At 71.2% G+C, this 16,059-nt stretch carries 19 protein-coding genes; 9 read left to right on the top strand and 10 right to left on the bottom strand.

Features of this window, described 5'->3' with window-relative positions:
- Nucleotides 1-28 precede the first annotated feature (28 nt).
- The 5 genes from ACQPY0_RS10690 to ACQPY0_RS10670 all read right to left on the bottom strand — a co-directional run bounded on the left by ACQPY0_RS10690 (nucleotide 29) and on the right by ACQPY0_RS10670 (nucleotide 6,978).
- Complete coding sequence (locus ACQPY0_RS10690; RefSeq protein WP_432987405.1) at nucleotides 29-3,133, bottom strand: ATP-binding protein; 3,105 nt, start codon at nucleotides 3,131-3,133, stop codon at nucleotides 29-31.
- Complete coding sequence (locus ACQPY0_RS10685) at nucleotides 3,130-3,972, bottom strand: hypothetical protein (RefSeq protein WP_432987403.1); 843 nt, start codon at nucleotides 3,970-3,972, stop codon at nucleotides 3,130-3,132. The genes ACQPY0_RS10690 and ACQPY0_RS10685 overlap by 4 nt, the downstream gene beginning before the upstream one ends.
- A complete protein-coding gene (locus tag ACQPY0_RS10680) occupies nucleotides 3,969-5,039 on the bottom strand; it encodes an endonuclease domain-containing protein (RefSeq protein WP_432987401.1) in 1,071 nt (356 codons plus the stop codon). The genes ACQPY0_RS10685 and ACQPY0_RS10680 overlap by 4 nt, the downstream gene beginning before the upstream one ends.
- Nucleotides 5,040-5,194: 155 nt before the next feature.
- Nucleotides 5,195-5,527 (bottom strand): hypothetical protein, encoded by a 333-nt coding sequence (locus ACQPY0_RS10675; RefSeq protein ID WP_432987399.1) that lies wholly within the window; start codon nucleotides 5,525-5,527, stop codon nucleotides 5,195-5,197.
- Nucleotides 5,528-5,613: 86 nt separating this feature from the next.
- Nucleotides 5,614-6,978, bottom strand: a complete 1,365-nt coding sequence (locus ACQPY0_RS10670; protein ID WP_432987397.1) for an FAD-dependent oxidoreductase — start codon at nucleotides 6,976-6,978, stop codon at nucleotides 5,614-5,616.
- A 77-nt stretch (nucleotides 6,979-7,055) separates the two neighbouring features.
- Here ACQPY0_RS10670 and ACQPY0_RS10665 point away from each other — a divergent pair, with 77 nt between their 5' ends.
- The 3 genes from ACQPY0_RS10665 (at nucleotide 7,056) to ACQPY0_RS10655 (ending at nucleotide 9,498) form a co-directional block, all read left to right on the top strand.
- Nucleotides 7,056-7,931, top strand: a complete 876-nt coding sequence (locus ACQPY0_RS10665; RefSeq protein ID WP_432987395.1) for an LLM class flavin-dependent oxidoreductase — start codon at nucleotides 7,056-7,058, stop codon at nucleotides 7,929-7,931.
- A gap of 13 nt (nucleotides 7,932-7,944) precedes the next feature.
- On the top strand, nucleotides 7,945-8,430 hold the full coding sequence (locus tag ACQPY0_RS10660) for an aminoacyl-tRNA deacylase (protein WP_432987394.1): 486 nt from the start codon (nucleotides 7,945-7,947) through the stop codon (nucleotides 8,428-8,430).
- Nucleotides 8,431-8,622: 192 nt separating this feature from the next.
- Nucleotides 8,623-9,498, top strand: coding sequence for a C40 family peptidase (locus tag ACQPY0_RS10655; protein ID WP_432987392.1), 876 nt, complete (start codon nucleotides 8,623-8,625; stop codon nucleotides 9,496-9,498).
- An 18-nt stretch (nucleotides 9,499-9,516) separates the two neighbouring features.
- Here the strand turns inward: ACQPY0_RS10655 and ACQPY0_RS10650 are convergent, their stop codons facing one another.
- Entirely contained in the window at nucleotides 9,517-9,945 is a 429-nt protein-coding gene (locus tag ACQPY0_RS10650; RefSeq protein WP_432987390.1) for a cupin domain-containing protein, read from the bottom strand.
- Between the two features lie 63 nt (nucleotides 9,946-10,008).
- Between ACQPY0_RS10650 and ACQPY0_RS10645 the strand changes: the two genes are divergently transcribed.
- The gene (locus tag ACQPY0_RS10645) at nucleotides 10,009-10,425 is read left to right on the top strand and encodes a WapI family immunity protein (RefSeq protein WP_432987388.1); all 417 of its coding nucleotides are present in this window, start codon (nucleotides 10,009-10,011) and stop codon (nucleotides 10,423-10,425) included.
- A gap of 117 nt (nucleotides 10,426-10,542) precedes the next feature.
- The gene (locus ACQPY0_RS10640; protein WP_432987386.1) at nucleotides 10,543-11,757 is read left to right on the top strand and encodes a hypothetical protein; all 1,215 of its coding nucleotides are present in this window, start codon (nucleotides 10,543-10,545) and stop codon (nucleotides 11,755-11,757) included.
- 31 nt (nucleotides 11,758-11,788) lie between these two features.
- Here ACQPY0_RS10640 and ACQPY0_RS10635 read toward each other — a convergent pair whose 3' ends face one another.
- The 3 genes from ACQPY0_RS10635 to ACQPY0_RS10625 form a co-directional block, all read right to left on the bottom strand.
- Complete coding sequence (locus tag ACQPY0_RS10635) at nucleotides 11,789-12,154, bottom strand: VOC family protein (protein ID WP_432987384.1); 366 nt, start codon at nucleotides 12,152-12,154, stop codon at nucleotides 11,789-11,791.
- A gap of 62 nt (nucleotides 12,155-12,216) precedes the next feature.
- Entirely contained in the window at nucleotides 12,217-12,825 is a 609-nt protein-coding gene (locus ACQPY0_RS10630; protein ID WP_432987382.1) for a trimeric intracellular cation channel family protein, read from the bottom strand.
- A gap of 59 nt (nucleotides 12,826-12,884) precedes the next feature.
- A complete protein-coding gene (locus ACQPY0_RS10625) occupies nucleotides 12,885-13,307 on the bottom strand; it encodes a hypothetical protein (RefSeq protein WP_432987380.1) in 423 nt (140 codons plus the stop codon).
- 182 nt (nucleotides 13,308-13,489) lie between these two features.
- Between ACQPY0_RS10625 and ACQPY0_RS10620 the strand changes: the two genes are divergently transcribed.
- Nucleotides 13,490-13,699: a hypothetical protein gene (locus tag ACQPY0_RS10620; protein WP_432987379.1), complete on the top strand. Its 210-nt coding sequence runs from the start codon at nucleotides 13,490-13,492 to the stop codon at nucleotides 13,697-13,699.
- 68 nt (nucleotides 13,700-13,767) lie between these two features.
- Nucleotides 13,768-14,145: a hypothetical protein gene (locus tag ACQPY0_RS10615; protein WP_432987377.1), complete on the top strand. Its 378-nt coding sequence runs from the start codon at nucleotides 13,768-13,770 to the stop codon at nucleotides 14,143-14,145.
- 14 nt (nucleotides 14,146-14,159) lie between these two features.
- Here ACQPY0_RS10615 and ACQPY0_RS10610 read toward each other — a convergent pair whose 3' ends face one another.
- On the bottom strand, nucleotides 14,160-14,630 hold the full coding sequence (locus tag ACQPY0_RS10610; RefSeq protein ID WP_432987375.1) for a hypothetical protein: 471 nt from the start codon (nucleotides 14,628-14,630) through the stop codon (nucleotides 14,160-14,162).
- Between the two features lie 74 nt (nucleotides 14,631-14,704).
- On the opposite strand from ACQPY0_RS10610, the gene ACQPY0_RS10605 reads away from it, so the two are divergent.
- Nucleotides 14,705-15,154, top strand: coding sequence for a carboxymuconolactone decarboxylase family protein (locus ACQPY0_RS10605; protein ID WP_432987373.1), 450 nt, complete (start codon nucleotides 14,705-14,707; stop codon nucleotides 15,152-15,154).
- Nucleotides 15,106-15,984, top strand: coding sequence for an RNA polymerase sigma factor SigJ (gene sigJ, locus ACQPY0_RS10600; RefSeq protein ID WP_432987372.1), 879 nt, complete (start codon nucleotides 15,106-15,108; stop codon nucleotides 15,982-15,984). The genes ACQPY0_RS10605 and sigJ overlap by 49 nt, the downstream gene beginning before the upstream one ends.
- Nucleotides 15,985-16,059: the final 75 nt, after the last annotated feature.

Raw genomic sequence — 16,059 nt, 5'->3', positions numbered from 1 at the left:
ATGGGGGCGCGGAAACGCGCCCCCATGCTCAACGCCCGGCCCGCGCCCGCTCGATGACCTCCTCCGGCGACAGTGGCGCCGCCGGGTGGTACGAAAGGCACATCGGCGCAGCCATCTTCACGAACGAGAATCCTTCTCCGGCCGCGTAGAAGCGCCCGCTTCCGAGCATCCCGATGTCGGGCAGTTTCCCGCCCTTCGCCTGAGCCAGCTCCCGAGCCGCGTCAATCTGCGCCGGCGCGTTCAGCAGCCCGAAGAACTGCGTGGTGGCGTTCCCGGAAATCTGATTGTGCAGCCCCTTCGGCGCCTGGGTGGCGAACACCAGCCCGAGCCCGTACTTGCGTGCCTGCGACGCCAACGCGATCGTGCTGGCCGTGCACGGCGTACTCCCACTGGCCGGCGCCAGCGTCTGCGCCTCGTCCATCACGAAAAGCCCACCCAGCGGCCGGTCGCCGGCGGGATTCCGCTTGATCCAGGCGAACAACGCCATCTGCAACTGATTGACGAAGCTCTGCCGCTGCTCGTCCGAGCTGAGCCCGGCAAGACTGATGACGGAGACACGGGCCCGCCGCCCGGCCCGCGGCGTGAACAGTTCCCCGGGATCCACCGGCGCCCCATGCCCACCGAACAGCGGATCCGTGACCATGGCAGCCTTGAGCGTCTCGGCGACCTCGCCGGCCAGCTTGCCCGCCTTCGCCATGCTGCTCACGCCGTCGGGGAGATCACTGAGGTACTCCGTGAAGCCCCGCAGCCCCGAGTTCCCCGACCGCGCGTAGGCGATCAGCGCCTCGGTCAGCACCGCCTTGCCCTGCTTGGCCAGCCGGGTGCCGGTATGTACTCCGGCCCGGGACGCCAACGCCTCAACGGCGGACGTGATCGCCTGATCGAACTCATCGGCCGAGTCCCGAACCGGCCCGAAGTCCGGCAACGGCTGAAACGCGAGCGGCCGCCCACTGGTGACCCGAGGCGTCCAGATCACCACGTCGGTGGACCCCAGATACTCGGCCGCCCGCGCGTCGTCCCCCGGCCCCCATCCACCAGGCGCCGACGGCCACGCATCCCCGAGCCGGGCGAGGTCATTGTTGGGATCGAGCACGATGGAGGAGACTCCGGCGAGCGCACACTCCTCCACAAGCCGCCGAATGAGCACGGTCTTACCGGACCCGGACCCGGCGAACACCACGGTATGCCGCCGCAACGACTCCAGCCCGACTGTGAACGGCTCCCCGCCTTCAGCGAGCGCTCCCAGCGCAATCCGCCCAGCGGCAACAGGTGCGACAACGGCTGCTTCCTCAGCCGGCTCTGGTTCCCCCTCCGAGGCGTTCTCCCCGGCCGACTCGAGCAGCTTCGAGAAGAGCTCAGTCCGGCTGGCCGGCCGCCGGGCCCGCAACCACTCCTGGAAATGCCGTGGCGGCGCGACACCAAGATGCTTGAGCGCGGCGAAGACCTTGAGATCCCTCTCGGAGATCTTCGCAACGGTCCCCCCGGCCGCCGCGAACGCCTCGATGATCTCCTTGGTCCGCTTCCCGGTGGGCCAGGGAGAGTTCCGCAGCACGACGAGCCGCCGCTGCGGAACGGCCTTGTCGAGCCCGGCCATGGTCGAGGCGGCTTTGACCCGGCTGATGACGGCGATCGCGTTCGGGCTGTTGATCGCCCGGAACGCCCAGTGCGCCTCGTTCTCGGTCGACTCGTCGAGCACCTTGATGAGCCGCCCGTGCAGCGCAGGCTTCCGGCTGGGCAGCGGGTCGTGCTTGTAGGTGGCCCCGGTCGGCGCCTGCTCATCGATCCAGGCGTTGAGCCCCGCCGCGAGCAGAGAGGGCATCTCGGCGTCTTCGGTCTCATACTGCAGCGCCGCCGACACATCAAGCGCCCCAACAAGCTCGGCGAACCGAGCGTCAATCTCTGGGAAGTCGCTCCCCGGATCCGGGGGCGGAACAACCACCGTGCCCTTGTCGTCATCCGGGAACTTCTCCAACTCGGCAATCCGGTCCTCTTCGAGACACCGATGGATGTGCCGCTCGACCTTCCGCAGCAGGGCCCGCGGTGTGTGCTTGTTCGCGATTCCCTCGAACGCCTTGGGTAGCACCGGCCACGTGTCATAGGTGGCACCGAAACGCGTGGCTCCGAGGCGCCGTGCGACGATCTTCTCGGCAATCTCGTCGGAAGGAATCCGGTCGGGCAGCGTCTCACGCCGGAACCGTTGACCCACCGGGCCTGGCGCGTTCCTTTCAATCAGGGCCCAGATCTCCGGCAGGCAGGAAACGACGATAAGGGTGCGGCGGGTGATCTCCCGAAGGTTCAGCAACCCGTCGGCGACCTGACCGAGAAGACGAGCGTCGTCGTCCTCCAAGCTCTCGCGCTGGTCGAACACCGTCGTTGTGGTCTGGGCGAACAGCGTGTCGATCTGGTCGACCGCGATGACGGTCGGATCCATGGGCAGCGCCATCAGCCGGGAGATGTCCCGCACGATCTGCTGGGGACTGCGGACCGCCTGCGACATGCCCCACTTGGTCCGTCCGTCGGGATCGCCGAGTTCGGATATAAGGTGTGCATATCCGACGTCCTGCGCCTCGAAGTCGTTGGATCCGTTGAGCACCAAGGCACGGGCCGTGTCCTGACATTCCTTGCCGACGTCACGGTGCTCCGTGCGCAGGGCGATGATGAACGCGTCCAGATGAGCCCGCGTCAGCACACCATCCCCCGCGATCGCATCTCGGACATCGGCCGGCAGATGAAGGTCGGCCGAGAGATTGCGCAGGAATCGTACGAGCTGGCTGGGCCACCCCTTCGCGGGCTGGTCAAGGCACTCAACCATGCACAGCGCGGTGCTGTCCCAGAATGTCCGGCCGCTGATCATGTTGACTAGGACGAAATAGCCACCTGCGGTCTGGATCTGCTCCCGGATAGCCCCGAGCAGATGTGTCTTGCCCACACCCGCCCGACCCTCCATCGCGACGCTGAGGGGTTTGGAGATGTCGTCGCGCCGGGCCTTGTTGACGCCGCTGACGATCTCCTTGGCGGTCTTCTCGTGCAGCTCCGGGACGTTGTATCGCAAGTCCCGCCAGACATCGTCGGGAGTCGGTGCTGGGTTGAAGTCGAACGCCATCAGTGCGGCACGCTGCGTGTCGGTGATCATGATGACTCGATCGCAATCATGTGGCTGTCCTCGCCGCCGATCCTCACCGCGGCATCGCGGTCCCGCGGCTTCAGTGCCTTCGTGTTCGCCACCGGAATGATCCGCACGCCGGGCTTCGGCAGCATGGCCCGCAGCGTGGCGTCGACCGTCTCCTTGTCCAGGCCCAACAGGCGGTCGCGCAGATCGGCGAGGCCCACCCAGCCGCCGGGCGGGTTGGCGAGCGCCTTGTAGGCGGCCCGAACCGCCCCCTCGACGTCCTGCGGCACCACGGAAATGGTTGTCTGCTTGAAGAACTCACCGTGGCTGATCTGCAGGCGCTCCAGCGCCCGGGAGACGTTGGCCATCAAGGTGAACAGGGTCCGGATCGCCGAGCGGCCCTCCTCCGGCGGCGTGGTGTTGTGCAGGGTCCGGACCAGGCGCCAGCCCTCGTCGGTGAGCTGGTGCGAGTAGGGCTTGGAGGTGCGGTCCGTCTCGACGTAGCCGAGCTTCTCCAGCCTGCGGTTGTCGTTCCCGGTCAGCGAGAAGCCGGCCGCCTCGGCGAATTCGTTGTTGTTCAGCTCGCGGGCCTCGGCCATCAGCACGACAAGCGCCAGGATCTGGTTCGGCGACAGGGATTTCGGCTTCGGCACCGTCAGCGAAATCAGATACTCCCGGCCGGCGTCAGTCAGGGTGTGCAGAAGCGGTCGTCGGTTTTGCGTCGTGACCAGGCCCTGGTTCACGAGCAGCGCGTTGTCCTGGCCGGTCAAGGTGCTGCCCGCGAGTTCCTTGAGCTGTTTGTTGTCCAGCGTGCCGCCGTTGTCGCGCAGGGCGGTCAGGATTTTGACCAGGGTCTGCTTCATTGGGAGGGGCCTCTCCGCCGCTGTTCGAGCAGCTGTCTGATGTTGTGGACTACGAGCAGGACGTCGGTCAGGACCTGCTCGTTGGTGAAGCGCAGGACGTCGTTGCCGTGGAGCTGGAGGTGTACGTCGCGGCGGTGGTCGTCGGCGAACTTGGCCGCGCCGCGGTGGTCGTCGCCGTCGACCTCGACCACCAGGCGTTCCGCCGGCCAGAACAGGTCCAGGCGGTACCGGCGGCCGAGGATGTCGGGCTCGTAGTCGTGGTTCCAGCGGCGGCCCCGCGCCCACTCGCTCTTCGCCAGGGCTCGCTCCAGGGCTTGCTCGGCCTCGCTGTCGGCGCGTGGGAAGCCCGAGCGTGGCGGGTACGTCACGCGCGGGCCCGGTGCCGGGCGGGCAGGCAGGAGCCCAAGGGCCGCGGCCTCGGCCGGCAGGGCCGCGATCGACGGCGGCAGGGCGATCCGCACGGACCGCACCCGGTCCACGCTGCGCAGCGGCGCGCCGGCGAGCCACACCGTCACGCCGCCGTGGTGGACCAGCCACTCCGCGGCGTGCACGAGCGCCCGCTCCGCGGCCGGGCCCAGGTCGTCGGGCAGCTCGACGATGACGACGAGGTGTGAACGGCCGTACGCCGCGGCGATGACCCGCGCCAGGCCCGCCGCGCGGACTTCGGGCGGGAAGGACGGAGGGCGGTCGAAAGCCAGGCGACGCAGCGAGCGGGACGCGAGGTCGGCGAGGAACGGGCCGAAGTTGTGGGAGCCGGCGGCCGCGCGCTCGGCCAGGGTGCGGACCGCGGCGACCCCGAGGGTGCTGGGCCCGTCGAGGGTTTCCGCGCCCGGGAGCCACAGCGGGTACAGCGAAATCGCCGCCTTGTCGAGCTCCCGCAGGACGACGTGGACCTGGTCGCCGGGTGAGCCGGGCGGGGCCGGGCGGAAGGACACCACGGCCGGCGCGGCGGACGGCAGCGGGTCGAGCGCGACGGTCAGCAACTCCGGCGCCGCCCCGCTCAGGTGGCTGACCTGGCGGCGCGGCGGTACGTCCCACCAGTGCGCCACCGCTGCCGCGGGGGACATGCAGGCACCGTACTGTCGGCGCCCATCCGGAGGCACTCCGTTGATCAGGGCGGGGCCACTGCCGCAACGGACGACGCATTCCGGCTCGCGTCCAGGGTCGGGGACATGCACATCCACCGCTCTGAACACCAGGCGGGGCCGCTCGGAGCGTGGCTTCAGAGGTAGGCCGGCAGCCCCGCGCGCAGGCAGGCCAGCATCGCCGCACCCTCGGCCGGTGGCATCGCGGCCGAGGCGCGGCCGACCGCCGAGAGTACGTCGTCGAGGGAGAAGGCCGGGTCAGCGCCCGGGGCGTGGTGGCGCACCTGCGCGGCGAGGTCCGCGACGTACGCGACCAGGTCGTCCGGGGTGGTCTCCCACAGCCACGCGAACACCTGGCCGAGTGCCTCGCCGGCGTGCAGGTCCGCGCCGCGGGAGCGCTGGGCCAGCATGGCCGCCGCGGACTCGCAGATCAGCGCGCCGATCAGCTTCTCGAAGATGTGGTCAGGCACCTCGCGCGTCCGCACATCACACTCCCGCACCTCGATGTGACGAGGGGTGATGCTACCGCTTCAATGTGTCATCGACGTATCGTTGATCAAAGTTCATGAACTGTTTTGGTACCCCGGCGCACCAGCACCCGCATCGCGATCGCCGGGCGCAGCAGCGCGGCCGGCGGGTCGAGCAGGTTCGTGACCCGGTTGAACGCGAGCGAGACGACCTCGTCGCGGGCGGCGGTGGCGTAGAGGCGGTTGAGGTACCGGTTCACCATCCGCGTCCGCGCGTCCCTCGGCCCGTCCACGCCCGGCAGGGCCGCGTCGCCGCCGGTCGCGATCTGCCACGGGATGTCGATCACCGGCCGGACCGCGCGGAAGAACCGCAACGCGTCGAAATCCCCGCCCTCGCAGAGGAGGTCCCCGAGCCTGAGCGCCTCGACGCCCGCCACGGACATGCCTTGGCCGTACATCGGGTTGAAGGAGCACATCGCGTCCCCGACGACCACGAAGCCCTTCGGGAAGCGGCGCAGGCGGTCGTACCGCAACCGCGTGCTCGCCGGATACCGGAGCTTGACCGCGTCGTCGAGCGGGGTGGACGCCTCGATGATGTCGGAGACGTACGGCAGGGGCAGGCGCTTGGCGTACGCCCGGTAGCCCGCGTCGTCCAGGGGCGCGTGGTCGCCGAGGATGCCGAACAGGGTGACGACCGCCCGGCCGCCCTCCTGCAGCATCACCGCGCCCCCGCGCGGAGCGGCCGCCGACGGCCCGATGATCATCGCGATGTCGCCCTCCAGCAGCGCCGGATCGACCTCGTAGTGCCGCGACACGTACGCGAGGTCGACGTGCAGCCGCTCCTCCTGCGGCGGGGCGAAGCCCAGCTCCGCCAGCCACCGCGGCGCCCGGGAGCCGCGCCCGGTCGCGTCGACGACCAGGTCCGCCGCGAGCGTCTCCGGCGCGCCGTCGCGGGCCTGGACGCGCGCCCCGGTCACCCGCGCCCGCGCCGCGTCCACCACGACGCCGACGATGTCGTGCCCGCCGCGGACCGTCACGCCGGGCAGGGCGAACACCTTGGCCCGGACGTACGCCTCCAGGTACGGCCGGCTGAACGACAGCGCCGCCATGCCGGACGGCACCTGCTTGAGCCGGTACCCGTTCACGCAGAACCGCACGTTGCCCAGCACGTCGCCGGCGGGCACGCCGGCCGCGACGAGCTCCTCCGCGGCGCCCGGGAACAGCTCCTCGATCACGTGGAGGCCGGCGGCGAGCAGCCCGTGGGCGTGCCGGCCCTGCGGCACCCCGCGGCGCACCTCGCGCTCGCGCGGATCGGCGCCGGGGTCGCCGGCCCAGCCCCCGGCCAGTTCGTCGCGCTCGACGATCGTCACCCGCTCGAAGTGCCCGGTCAGCACCCGCGCGGTGAGCAGGCCGGCCATGCTGCCGCCGAGTACGACGGCGTGTCGTTGCCTCATGCCCTCCGGGGCGTTCCATCCCGGGACAGCCGGCTTCCCGGCCGGGTTTGCGACACTGGGGTGGAAGACTGATCCCCATGACGACGCTGGGTGCCGTGTTTCTGCCACAGCTGCCGCCGGAGCGGCTGCGCTCGATCGTGACCGCCGCCGACGAGGCCGGGCTCGAGGAGCTGTGGCTGTGGGAGGACTGCTTCCTGGAGGGCGGGCTGACCATGGCCTCCGCCGCCCTCGCGTGGACCACCCGGCTGCGGGTCGGGGTCGGGCTGCTGCCGGTGCCGCTGCGCAACGTGGCCATCGCGGCGATGGAGACCGCCACGCTGTACCGCATGTTCCCCGGACGCGCGGTCATCGCCGCCGGGCACGGGGTCCAGGACTGGATGGGGCAGGTCGGGGCGCGGGTCTCCTCGCCGCTGACGCTGCTGCGGGAGTACACCCTCGCCCTGCGGGCCCTGCTGGCCGGCGAGCGCGTGTCGACACCGGAGGGCCGCTACGTCCGCCTGTCCGACGTGGCCCTGGACTGGCCGCCGCCGCAGCGCGCGCCCGTGCTGCTCGGCGCCACGGGCCCGAAAACGCTGCGCCTGTCGGGCGAGGTCTCCGACGGCACGGTGCTGACCGGCGGCACGGGCCCGGACGACGTACGCCGCGCCCGCACCCTGATCGACGAGGGCCGCACGGCGGTGGGCCGCTCGGACCCGCACCCGATCGTGGTGTACCTGCACGCCGCGACGGGCCCGGACGCGCTCGAACGCCTGGCCACGGATCGGGTCAAATGGGGCTACCCGGACGACACCGACGTGCTGATCTCCGGCGACGAGCACGATTTCGCGGCCGCGATCGAACGCTGGTCCGCCGCGGGCGCGAACCACGTGATCCTGCAACCGACGCCGGACGACCCGGATCCCGAGGGTTTCGTACGGTTCATCGCAGAACGCGTCCGGCCGCTCGTTCCCTGAGGATATTCCGGATATGTCCCCCGATACTGGATCGAACGCCGCGATTGACGGGGTCGCCGCCGCCGGCATTCCGTTCCGGGTCGTCGAGCACGGCCCGGTCGGCAGCCTGGCCGAGGCGGCCGCGGCCCGGGGCGTCGAGGTCGCCGACGTGGTGAAGACGATCGTCGTACGCCTCGCCGACGACGACTTCCGCTTCGTCCTGGTCCCCGGCGGCCGCGTGATCTCGTGGCCGAAGCTGCGCGCCCTGCTCGGCGTGGCTCGCGTGTCGATGCCCGACGCCGCGACGGCCAAGGCGGCGACCGGGTACGAGCGCGGCACGATCACCCCGTTCGGCTCGGCGACGGCCTGGCCGGTGATCGCCGACGAGCACATCCGGGGCCGCGAGATCACCCTCGGCGGCGGCCGGCACGGCGTGGCCCTGGCGGTGCCCGCGGACGCCGCGATCGAGGCGCTGTCGGCCACCGTGGCGGACGTCTCCGACCCGGAACCGCCTCGCTGACCCCACACCCCCGGCAATCCCTCGCGCACGGGGCGTCGAATGCTAGATCGACGTGGCTATTCTCCGCCGGTACATCCGGAATGAATCCCCGCCGATGTGGATATTTTTCCGAATTGCCCGACTGATCGGATACGTCGGTTTAGTTTGGCTCTCGGCAGTGATCAGTTGCCCGGGTCTCCGGTGCCGGGGGCGGTGAACATTTCTCCGTCGCCCCGGTCACCCCGCGAGTCCGGCCGTACGGGCCGGGCGAGCGGGACCGGAGAGCGCACGAGTGCCCCGGGCCGAACGGGGGAGCCACACCTGAGCACTCATCCGTTACGCCGCGGCCTCGCGGCGGCCACGACCGCCTGCACGATCGCTTGTACCGTTCTGGGCGGTGCCCTGATCAGCGGCAACTCGACCCACGTCGCCGCGTCCGAGGCCGCCGCGCCCGACGAGGCGACCACCACGACCCGGGCGGTGCTCCCGGACCGCCTGATCGAACTCCGGGACGCCTCCCGGGGCATCCGTCAGCCACCACCGCCCGCGGCCGCACCGGCCCGGACCGCGACGGCCCCGGCCCCGCGCACCGAGTCGGCCCGGGCCGAGACCACGAGGGCCTCCCGCGCCACGAGGTCCCCGCGCACGCCCCGCACCACCGACCGCGCCACGACGCGCCCCCGCCCCATGCCGGCCACCGGCGCGCCCCGCACCCAGACGCGCCGCCCGGCCCGCGGCCCGGTCGCGGGGTACTCCGGCGGCGGCGTGGTCGGCTTCGCCATGGCCCAGGTCGGCAAGGGTTACGCGTACGGCTCGACGGGCCCCGACGAGTTCGACTGCTCGGGCCTCGTCGTCGCCGCGTATCGCCGGGCCGGCATCAACCTGCCCCGCTCCACCGGCGGCCTGGCCGGCACGGGCCGCCCGGTCGCGCGGGCGGACCTCCAGCCCGGCGACCTGATCTTCCCGTCGACGGGCCACGTGGGCATCTACATCGGCGGTGGCCGCATGGTCCACGCCTCGACCGAGCGCGGCGGCGTGAAGATCTCGAACATCTACGCCTTCCGCTTCGCCCGCCGCGTGCTCAACTGAGCGGGGCCGGGCTCGGCGTCAGTCGTCCAGGCGGAAGTCGGCGAAGTCGAAGCCCGGCGCCACCACGCAGCTGACCAGGACCGGCTCGTCGCCGGCCGGGTCCGCGGACTGCCAGACGCCGCCCGGGATCAGCACCTGGGGGCACTGGCCGGCGGCCACGCCCGCGCCCAGCACGACCTGCGGGCCCGCGCCCGGGTGGTCGCCGCGCCCGCCCAGGCGGAGCAGGAGCGGGCCGCCCGAGTGCCAGAACCACAGCTCGTCGGAGCGGACCACGTGCCAGGCCGACCGCTCGCCCGGGTGGAGCAGGAAGTAGATCGCGGTCGCGGCGCTCCTCGGGCCGTCGTAGCCCTCGGGGGTGAAGGCGACCGGGGAGCGCCAGGTCTCGCGGTACCAGCCGCCCTCGGGATGCGGCCGCATGTCGAGCTGCTCGGCCAGGTGCGGTCTCATGGGGGTACCGTATCCGGCCTTTCGCCTGGTGTGAGCTGACGTCCGGTTTGCGATGCTGGGCCGGTGAGACTGCAATCGCGAAACGGGGCCCACGTCGAACTGCGAGCCGTGGAGGCGACCGGCGAGACGCTGGTCGTCGAGGGGGTCGTCGACGCGCTCGACGGGCGGGCCTGGATGTTCCGGGCGCCGTGCCTGACCCGCGCCGAGGCCCGCCAGCTCGGGGACTGGCTGCTCAAGGCGGCCAAGGGCCAGATCGAGCTGCTGGAGCGGCTCGGCTTCGCGACCTTGTCCTTCACGCTGGACGAGCACGAGTACGGGCAGCCGCGGATCACCGTCGGCTTCTCCGGCAAGACGGCACCGGCCTGGCTGGGGGCGGAGCGGGAGATCACGTTCGACTATCCGGTCACGCTCGACCTGACGCCGGAGTCGCTGGAGGCCGCGGCGGTGGACTGGGAGCGGGAGCTCAAGCGCCACCGCTGACAACCGCCGCGGAGCGCCCCGACCTCGTCGTCAGCGCCGGGCGCCACGAACAGCGATCGGCGGGAAGCGGTGAGCGACGCCGATGAGCCGGGTGACGCGGACCGCTACCATCGCCCAATGCGACGACAGTTCGGGGCAATGCTGCTGGTGGCGGCGCTGACGCTGGCGGGCTGCGGTGACGAGCGGCTGCCCGCCGATCCGGGCGACCGCCTGCCGGGCTCGTCGGACTCCGCGAGCGCGTCGGCGGGGGCGTCCGGCGAGGCCGAAGGCGGCACCGGCGGCACGGGCGGCATGGGCGCGGCGCCGAGCAAGACCGGGGCGGGCGCACAGGCCGGGCAGTCGTTCACCAACGGCAACCCGGGCGGCCACGCCGCCGTGCCGGCCGAGGCGCAGGCCGCGGACTCGTCCAACCCCACCTGGATCGTCGGGGACGGCTCGCCCGCCGGCTGCACGTCCGAGAGGTTCGTCGCGGCGGTCGCGCAGGGCGGGGTGATCACGTTCGACTGCGGCCCGGACCCGGTGACGATCGTGGTCAAGCAGACCGCGAAGGTGCGCAACCGCTCGTCCAAGGTGGTCATCGACGGCGGCGGCAAGGTCACGCTGAGCGGTGAGGGCAAGCGCCGGATCCTGTACCAGAACACCTGCGACAAGGAACTGGAGTGGGCCACCGACCACTGCCAGGACCAGGCGACCCCGGCCCTGACGGTGCAGAACATCGCCTTCGCCGACGGCAACTCGGCCGGCGACAAGACCGAGGGCGGGGGCGGGGGCGCCATCTTCGTGCGCGGCGGCCGGTTCAAGGCGGTCAACACCCGCTTCGTGCGCAACCGCTGCGACGACACCGGCCCGGACCTCGGCGGCGCCGCGATCCGGGTCCTCAGCCAGTACCACAACCAGCCCGTCTACATCGTCGGCAGCACCTTCGGCGGCGCGTCCGGCCAGGGCGGGGTCTGCTCCAACGGCGGCGCGCTGAGCAGCATCCAGGTGTCGTGGGTGGTGCTCAACAGCGTGTTCTCGTACAACTCGGCGATCGGCAAGGGCGCCAACCCGGCCCGCTCCGGCACCCCGGGCGGCGGCAGCGGGGGCGCGATCTACTGCGACGGCGACAACTTCACCGTGAAGATCGCCGGCACGCTGATCGAGCAGAACAAGGCCAACGAGGGCGGCGGCGCGGTCTTCTTCGTCAGCAACGACAAGACCGGCACCATGTCGATCGAAGGCTCCACGCTGCGCAAGAACCCGAGCGCGGGCTTCGAGACGGACGGCTTCCCGGGCATCTTCTTCCTCGGCGCGAGGCCGCCGTCCGTCTCGGGATCGACCCTGAGCAGATAGGTTCAGCGGATCAGGACCTAGGACCAGCGGATCAGGACCGCAGGCAGGCGCAGAACGGGTGGCCGGCCGGGTCGAGCAGCACCGTGTACCGCTCGCCGCCCGGCTGGAACTCCGGCTTGCTCGCACCCAGCTTCAGCGCCCGCTCCTCGGCGTCGGCCAGGTCGTCGACGTAGAAGTCGAGGTGGAACTGCTTCGGCGTCGGGCCCTCGGGCCAGGTCGGCGCCGCGTAGCCGGCGATCTGGCCGAAGCCGACGGACGTGGTGCCGTCGGAGATCATCGCGTACTCGGCCTGGGTGTGCGTGACCTCCCAGCCGAGCATCTCGCTGTAGAAGGCGGCCAGCGCCGGCGGCTCGGCGCAGTCGATGTTCACCATGATGAGGCTCGCGAATCCGGTCATGCGCCCATCGTCGCGCCAATTCCTGCCACCCTGTGTCAGGAATTCTGGCCCGTAACCAGAAACTACGACGGCGTCGGCGCGGACCAGTTGCGGCGGATCGCGATCATCCGCAGCACGAACGTCAGCGTCGCGGCCAGGGCGATCCCGGCCGGCCGGTGCACCCCGACGGCGTCCAGCGCCACGATCGACCCGCACCCGAGCAGCCCCGCCACGGCGTAGATCTCGCGGCGCAGCACGGACGGGATCTCACCGGTGAGCAGGTCCCGGGCGAGGCCGCCGCCGATCCCGGTGATCATGCCGATGATGCAGGCCCCGATCGGCGGCAGCCCGGCGTCGAGCGCCTTCAGCGTGCCGGTGACCACGAACAGCCCGAGCCCCGCGGCGTCGAGCACGAGCACCGTCCAGCGCAGCCGGCTGACCGCCGGGTGGAGCCAGAAGGTCGCGGCGGCGGTGAGGACGGCGACCAGGGAGTACCGCCAGTCCACGAACGCGTTGGGCTGGACGTTGACGAAGACGTCGCGCATGATCCCGCCGCCCAGGGCCGCGGTGAACCCCACGAACACCACGCCGAACAGGTCGAGCCGCTTGGCGACGCCGGCGACGGCGCCGGAGGCCGCGAACACGGCGATGCCGACGAGGTCGGCCACGAGCAGGGGGCTGAGCGATGTCACGGGGATCATGTATACCGGCCGCCCGGCCCGCGAAAGCGCGGGCCGGGCGGGGAACCGGGTCAGATGTTGTTGATCACGGCCATGCTGGCCTCGTGCTGCATCGCCAGCATGTCGGAGACCGCCCCGGCGTCGTAGTAGCCGCCGGAGGAGCCGGACGAGGCCGCGTCGCCGTCGGAGGAGCCGGCGGAGACCACGTCGCCGTCGAGGTTGCCGCCGGAGCCGTCGTACTCGTCGTAGCCGGGGTCGGCCGAGCCGGTCAGGTCGTAGGTCTCGCCCGTGGCCGGGTCGTAGGCCACCTCGTACACCCCGTCGCCGTCGCTGTCCAGGGCGGCGATGTCCATCTGCCCGTCGTGGTCCAGGTCGCCGACCAGCACGTTGCTGCCGTCGTCGAGGGTGTAGATCGCGGCCGGGTCGTCGGTGCCGTTGCCGTCGAGGTCGGTGCTGAAGTTCGTGTAGTCGTCGCTCATATCGAGGTACCCCATCAATTAGCGGTTGAAGAACGTGCACCGCGAACGTTATGGCCTCGGGCGGCCCGCTCACTCCCCGATTGCTGCCAAGCCGACACCGGAAGCGACGCGGGTCACGGTGGCCGCGTTTGCCGCACGGCGCCGCTGGGGTATCCATTCGTCGATCTCGTTCAGGAGAAGACGAAGGAGGCGGAGCAGTGGGCCGGGGTTCCTCGATCGGCGGGGTCATCCTCGCCATCTGGCTGATCATCGGCGTCATCGCGGCGGGCCAGCGCGGCTACTTCAACGGCGACGACGCGAACTGCGCCAAGGCGGGCACCATCGCGGTCACCATCATCGCGGGGCCACTGAACTACGTCGGGGTCAACCCGAAGATCAGCTGTGAGCTGCCGCAGCCGTCCAAATGACCTCAACGCGAAGGCCCTGCGCGCCCGATGTTCAGCCAGTTCTCAGGCTCCGGAGCTAACGTTCCGGGATGGATGAGTTCGAGGCGCGCAGGGTCGTCGACTCGCTGCGGGAGCGCGGCGTGCCGGCCCATCTGGAAATGGCGAAGGCCGGGCTGTCGCAGTTCGGCGTGCGGGTGCAGCTGTTCGACGGCCGGGTCGCCGTCTGGGACACCGACGGCACCGCGGGGCTGGAGGCCCAGGTGATGCGGGACGGCATCCTCGTCGGTTTCGTCCCGATGATCGAGGGGTCCGATCACTTCACCGAGGCGCAGATCATCGACGCGATCGCGCGGACCGACTACGACCGCCCGATCGCCCGCCAGCGCGCGTCCGCTCCCCCGGCCTCCGCGCCGCTGCCGCAGGAGGGCGGCTTCTTCCGCCGCTTCCGCAACGGATTCCGCAATTAGCCTCGGCAACTCAACTAATCGTGCAGCTCCGCGCGCTCGATCTCGGTGAAGGCCCGCTCCAGGAGCTTGGCGAAGCTGCGGTGCTGCAACAGATCGTCGATGAGCAACGGCGCGTGCGCGGCCAGGGCGCGGGGTGAGACCGGAGCATCCTCGTCGGTCTCGTGGATGCCGAGCGCGCCGATCAGCAGCACGACCATGACCTGCGGGTCCACGTCCCGCCAGGTGCCGGCGGAGCGCACCGCGTGCTCCAGCGCCGCCCGGATGTCATCCCCGTCCAGCCCGTCCGGATGCCGCGCCTCCAGCAGCGAGCGCACCACGGCCCCGAGGACCCGCCCGGCCTGCTCCGGGTCCAGCGCGGCGAGCCGGTCCACGGCGGCGTCGTAGGCCTCCGCGTCCCGCGCCCGGGCCGCCTCGACGGCCTCGACCGCGGCGACGGCGATCGCACGAGCGGCGGGCGGCAGGTGGCGCCAGGTCGCGGACGTCATCGGCAAACCCTAACAAGTGCTCCAGCCCACACTCGGGACTGTCACGCCCGCTCGCGGGTAGCCGTCGTCACGTTATGACCTACAACCAGGCGCGCATGAGCGTCAACCAGGTCTCCCCCGAGGCGTACCGGGCCGTGTCGGGCATGGAGAAGTACATCCGCAAGCACGTCGACAGCCACCTGCTGCACCTCGTCAAGTTGCGTGCCTCGCTGCTCAACGGCTGCTCGTTCTGCCTCGACATGCACAGCCGCGAGGGCCTCGCCGACGGCATGGACACCCGGCAGCTGTTCGCGGTCGGGGCGTGGCGCGAGGGGCCGTTCTTCGACGAGCGGGAGCGGGCCGCGCTCGCGCTCACCGACGCCGTCACGAAGCTGGGCGAGGACGGGGTGCCCGACGAGGTGTGGGACGCGGCGGTCAAGCACTTCGGCGACGAGGGCGTCGTGAACCTCCTGATGGCGATTGCGACGATCAACGTGTGGAACCGCCTCTCGATCGCGACCCGGACGCAGCCGCCGACGGGGTGAGCGAATACGAGAAGCATCGCCCGATGCTGTACGGCCTGGCGTACCGGATGCTGGGCAGCGTCCACGACGCCGAGGACGTGCTGCAGGAGGCGTACCTGCGCTGGGGCGCCGCCGAGCGCACCGACGTCGCCGAGCCGCGCCGCTACCTGACCCGGGTGGTGGCACGGCTGGCGGTGGACGCGCTGCGGGCCCGGCAGGCGCGGCGCGAGGACTACATCGGGACCTGGCTGCCGGAGCCGGTGTCGACCGAGGCGTCGCCGTTCGGCGCGGTCGACACGTCCGAGCTGTCGATCGCCGTGCTGCACCTCATGGAGCGCCTCACGCCGCCGCAGCGGGCCGTGTACGTGCTGCACACCGCCTTCGCCGTGCCGTACGCGGAGATCGGCGCGATCCTGGAACGCTCCCCCGAGGACTGCCGCCAGCTACACCGGCGCGCGGTCGCGGCACTCGGCGGCCGAGCGCGCTTCAGCACCGACCCGGCCGAGCTCGCCCGCCTGCTCGACGGGTTCGTGGCAGCGGCCCGCCGCGGCGACGTCGAGCGGCTGGAGCGGATGCTGCACGACGACGTGGTGGTGTGGAGCGACGGCGGCGGCCGGGCGCGCACGGCCCGCAACCCGATCCTGGGGCGGGCCAAGACGATCCGGTTCTTCGTCGCCGTGGCCGCGCGCCGGCTCACCGCGACGCCGGCCGAGCTCAACGGGCAGCCGGCGCTGCTCATGGACGGCCGCCACCGGTACACCCTCAGCCTCGCCGTCGCGGCCGGGCGCATCAGCGGCGTCTATCTCGTCGCGAACCCCGGCAAGCTCGCAGGCATTGACGGGTACAACTAGGCCTGACGTTTCATTTGTTCAGCGCTCCGCCCTCGCGCTTGTATGCCGCTTGCTCATATTCCGCTTCTTGCTCAT

It is taken from the genome of Dactylosporangium sp. CA-233914, from assembly GCF_050942935.1.
Classification (GTDB): Bacteria; Actinomycetota; Actinomycetes; order Mycobacteriales; family Micromonosporaceae; genus Dactylosporangium.
The sequence above is the reverse complement of the archived record's forward strand: the minus strand, read 5'-3'. Positions and strand labels throughout refer to the sequence as shown.

Bases quoted from the DNA above. Each gene is read 5' to 3' on its own strand.
- ACQPY0_RS10690 (WP_432987405.1), bottom strand. From the start codon at position 3,133: ATGATCACCGACACGCAGCGTGCCGCACTGATGGCGTTCGACTTCAAC.
- ACQPY0_RS10605 (WP_432987373.1), top strand. From the start codon at position 14,705: ATGACCTACAACCAGGCGCGCATGAGCGTCAACCAGGTCTCCCCCGAG.
- ACQPY0_RS10635 (WP_432987384.1), bottom strand. From the start codon at position 12,154: ATGACCGGATTCGCGAGCCTCATCATGGTGAACATCGACTGCGCCGAG.
- ACQPY0_RS10625 (WP_432987380.1), bottom strand. From the start codon at position 13,307: ATGGGGTACCTCGATATGAGCGACGACTACACGAACTTCAGCACCGAC.
- ACQPY0_RS10680 (WP_432987401.1), bottom strand. From the start codon at position 5,039: ATGTCCCCCGCGGCAGCGGTGGCGCACTGGTGGGACGTACCGCCGCGC.
- ACQPY0_RS10610 (WP_432987375.1), bottom strand. From the start codon at position 14,630: ATGACGTCCGCGACCTGGCGCCACCTGCCGCCCGCCGCTCGTGCGATC.
- ACQPY0_RS10640 (WP_432987386.1), top strand. From the start codon at position 10,543: ATGCGACGACAGTTCGGGGCAATGCTGCTGGTGGCGGCGCTGACGCTG.
- ACQPY0_RS10615 (WP_432987377.1), top strand. From the start codon at position 13,768: ATGGATGAGTTCGAGGCGCGCAGGGTCGTCGACTCGCTGCGGGAGCGC.
- ACQPY0_RS10650 (WP_432987390.1), bottom strand. From the start codon at position 9,945: ATGAGACCGCACCTGGCCGAGCAGCTCGACATGCGGCCGCATCCCGAG.
- ACQPY0_RS10685 (WP_432987403.1), bottom strand. From the start codon at position 3,972: ATGAAGCAGACCCTGGTCAAAATCCTGACCGCCCTGCGCGACAACGGC.
- ACQPY0_RS10670 (WP_432987397.1), bottom strand. From the start codon at position 6,978: ATGAGGCAACGACACGCCGTCGTACTCGGCGGCAGCATGGCCGGCCTG.
- ACQPY0_RS10660 (WP_432987394.1), top strand. From the start codon at position 7,945: ATGTCCCCCGATACTGGATCGAACGCCGCGATTGACGGGGTCGCCGCC.
- ACQPY0_RS10665 (WP_432987395.1), top strand. From the start codon at position 7,056: ATGACGACGCTGGGTGCCGTGTTTCTGCCACAGCTGCCGCCGGAGCGG.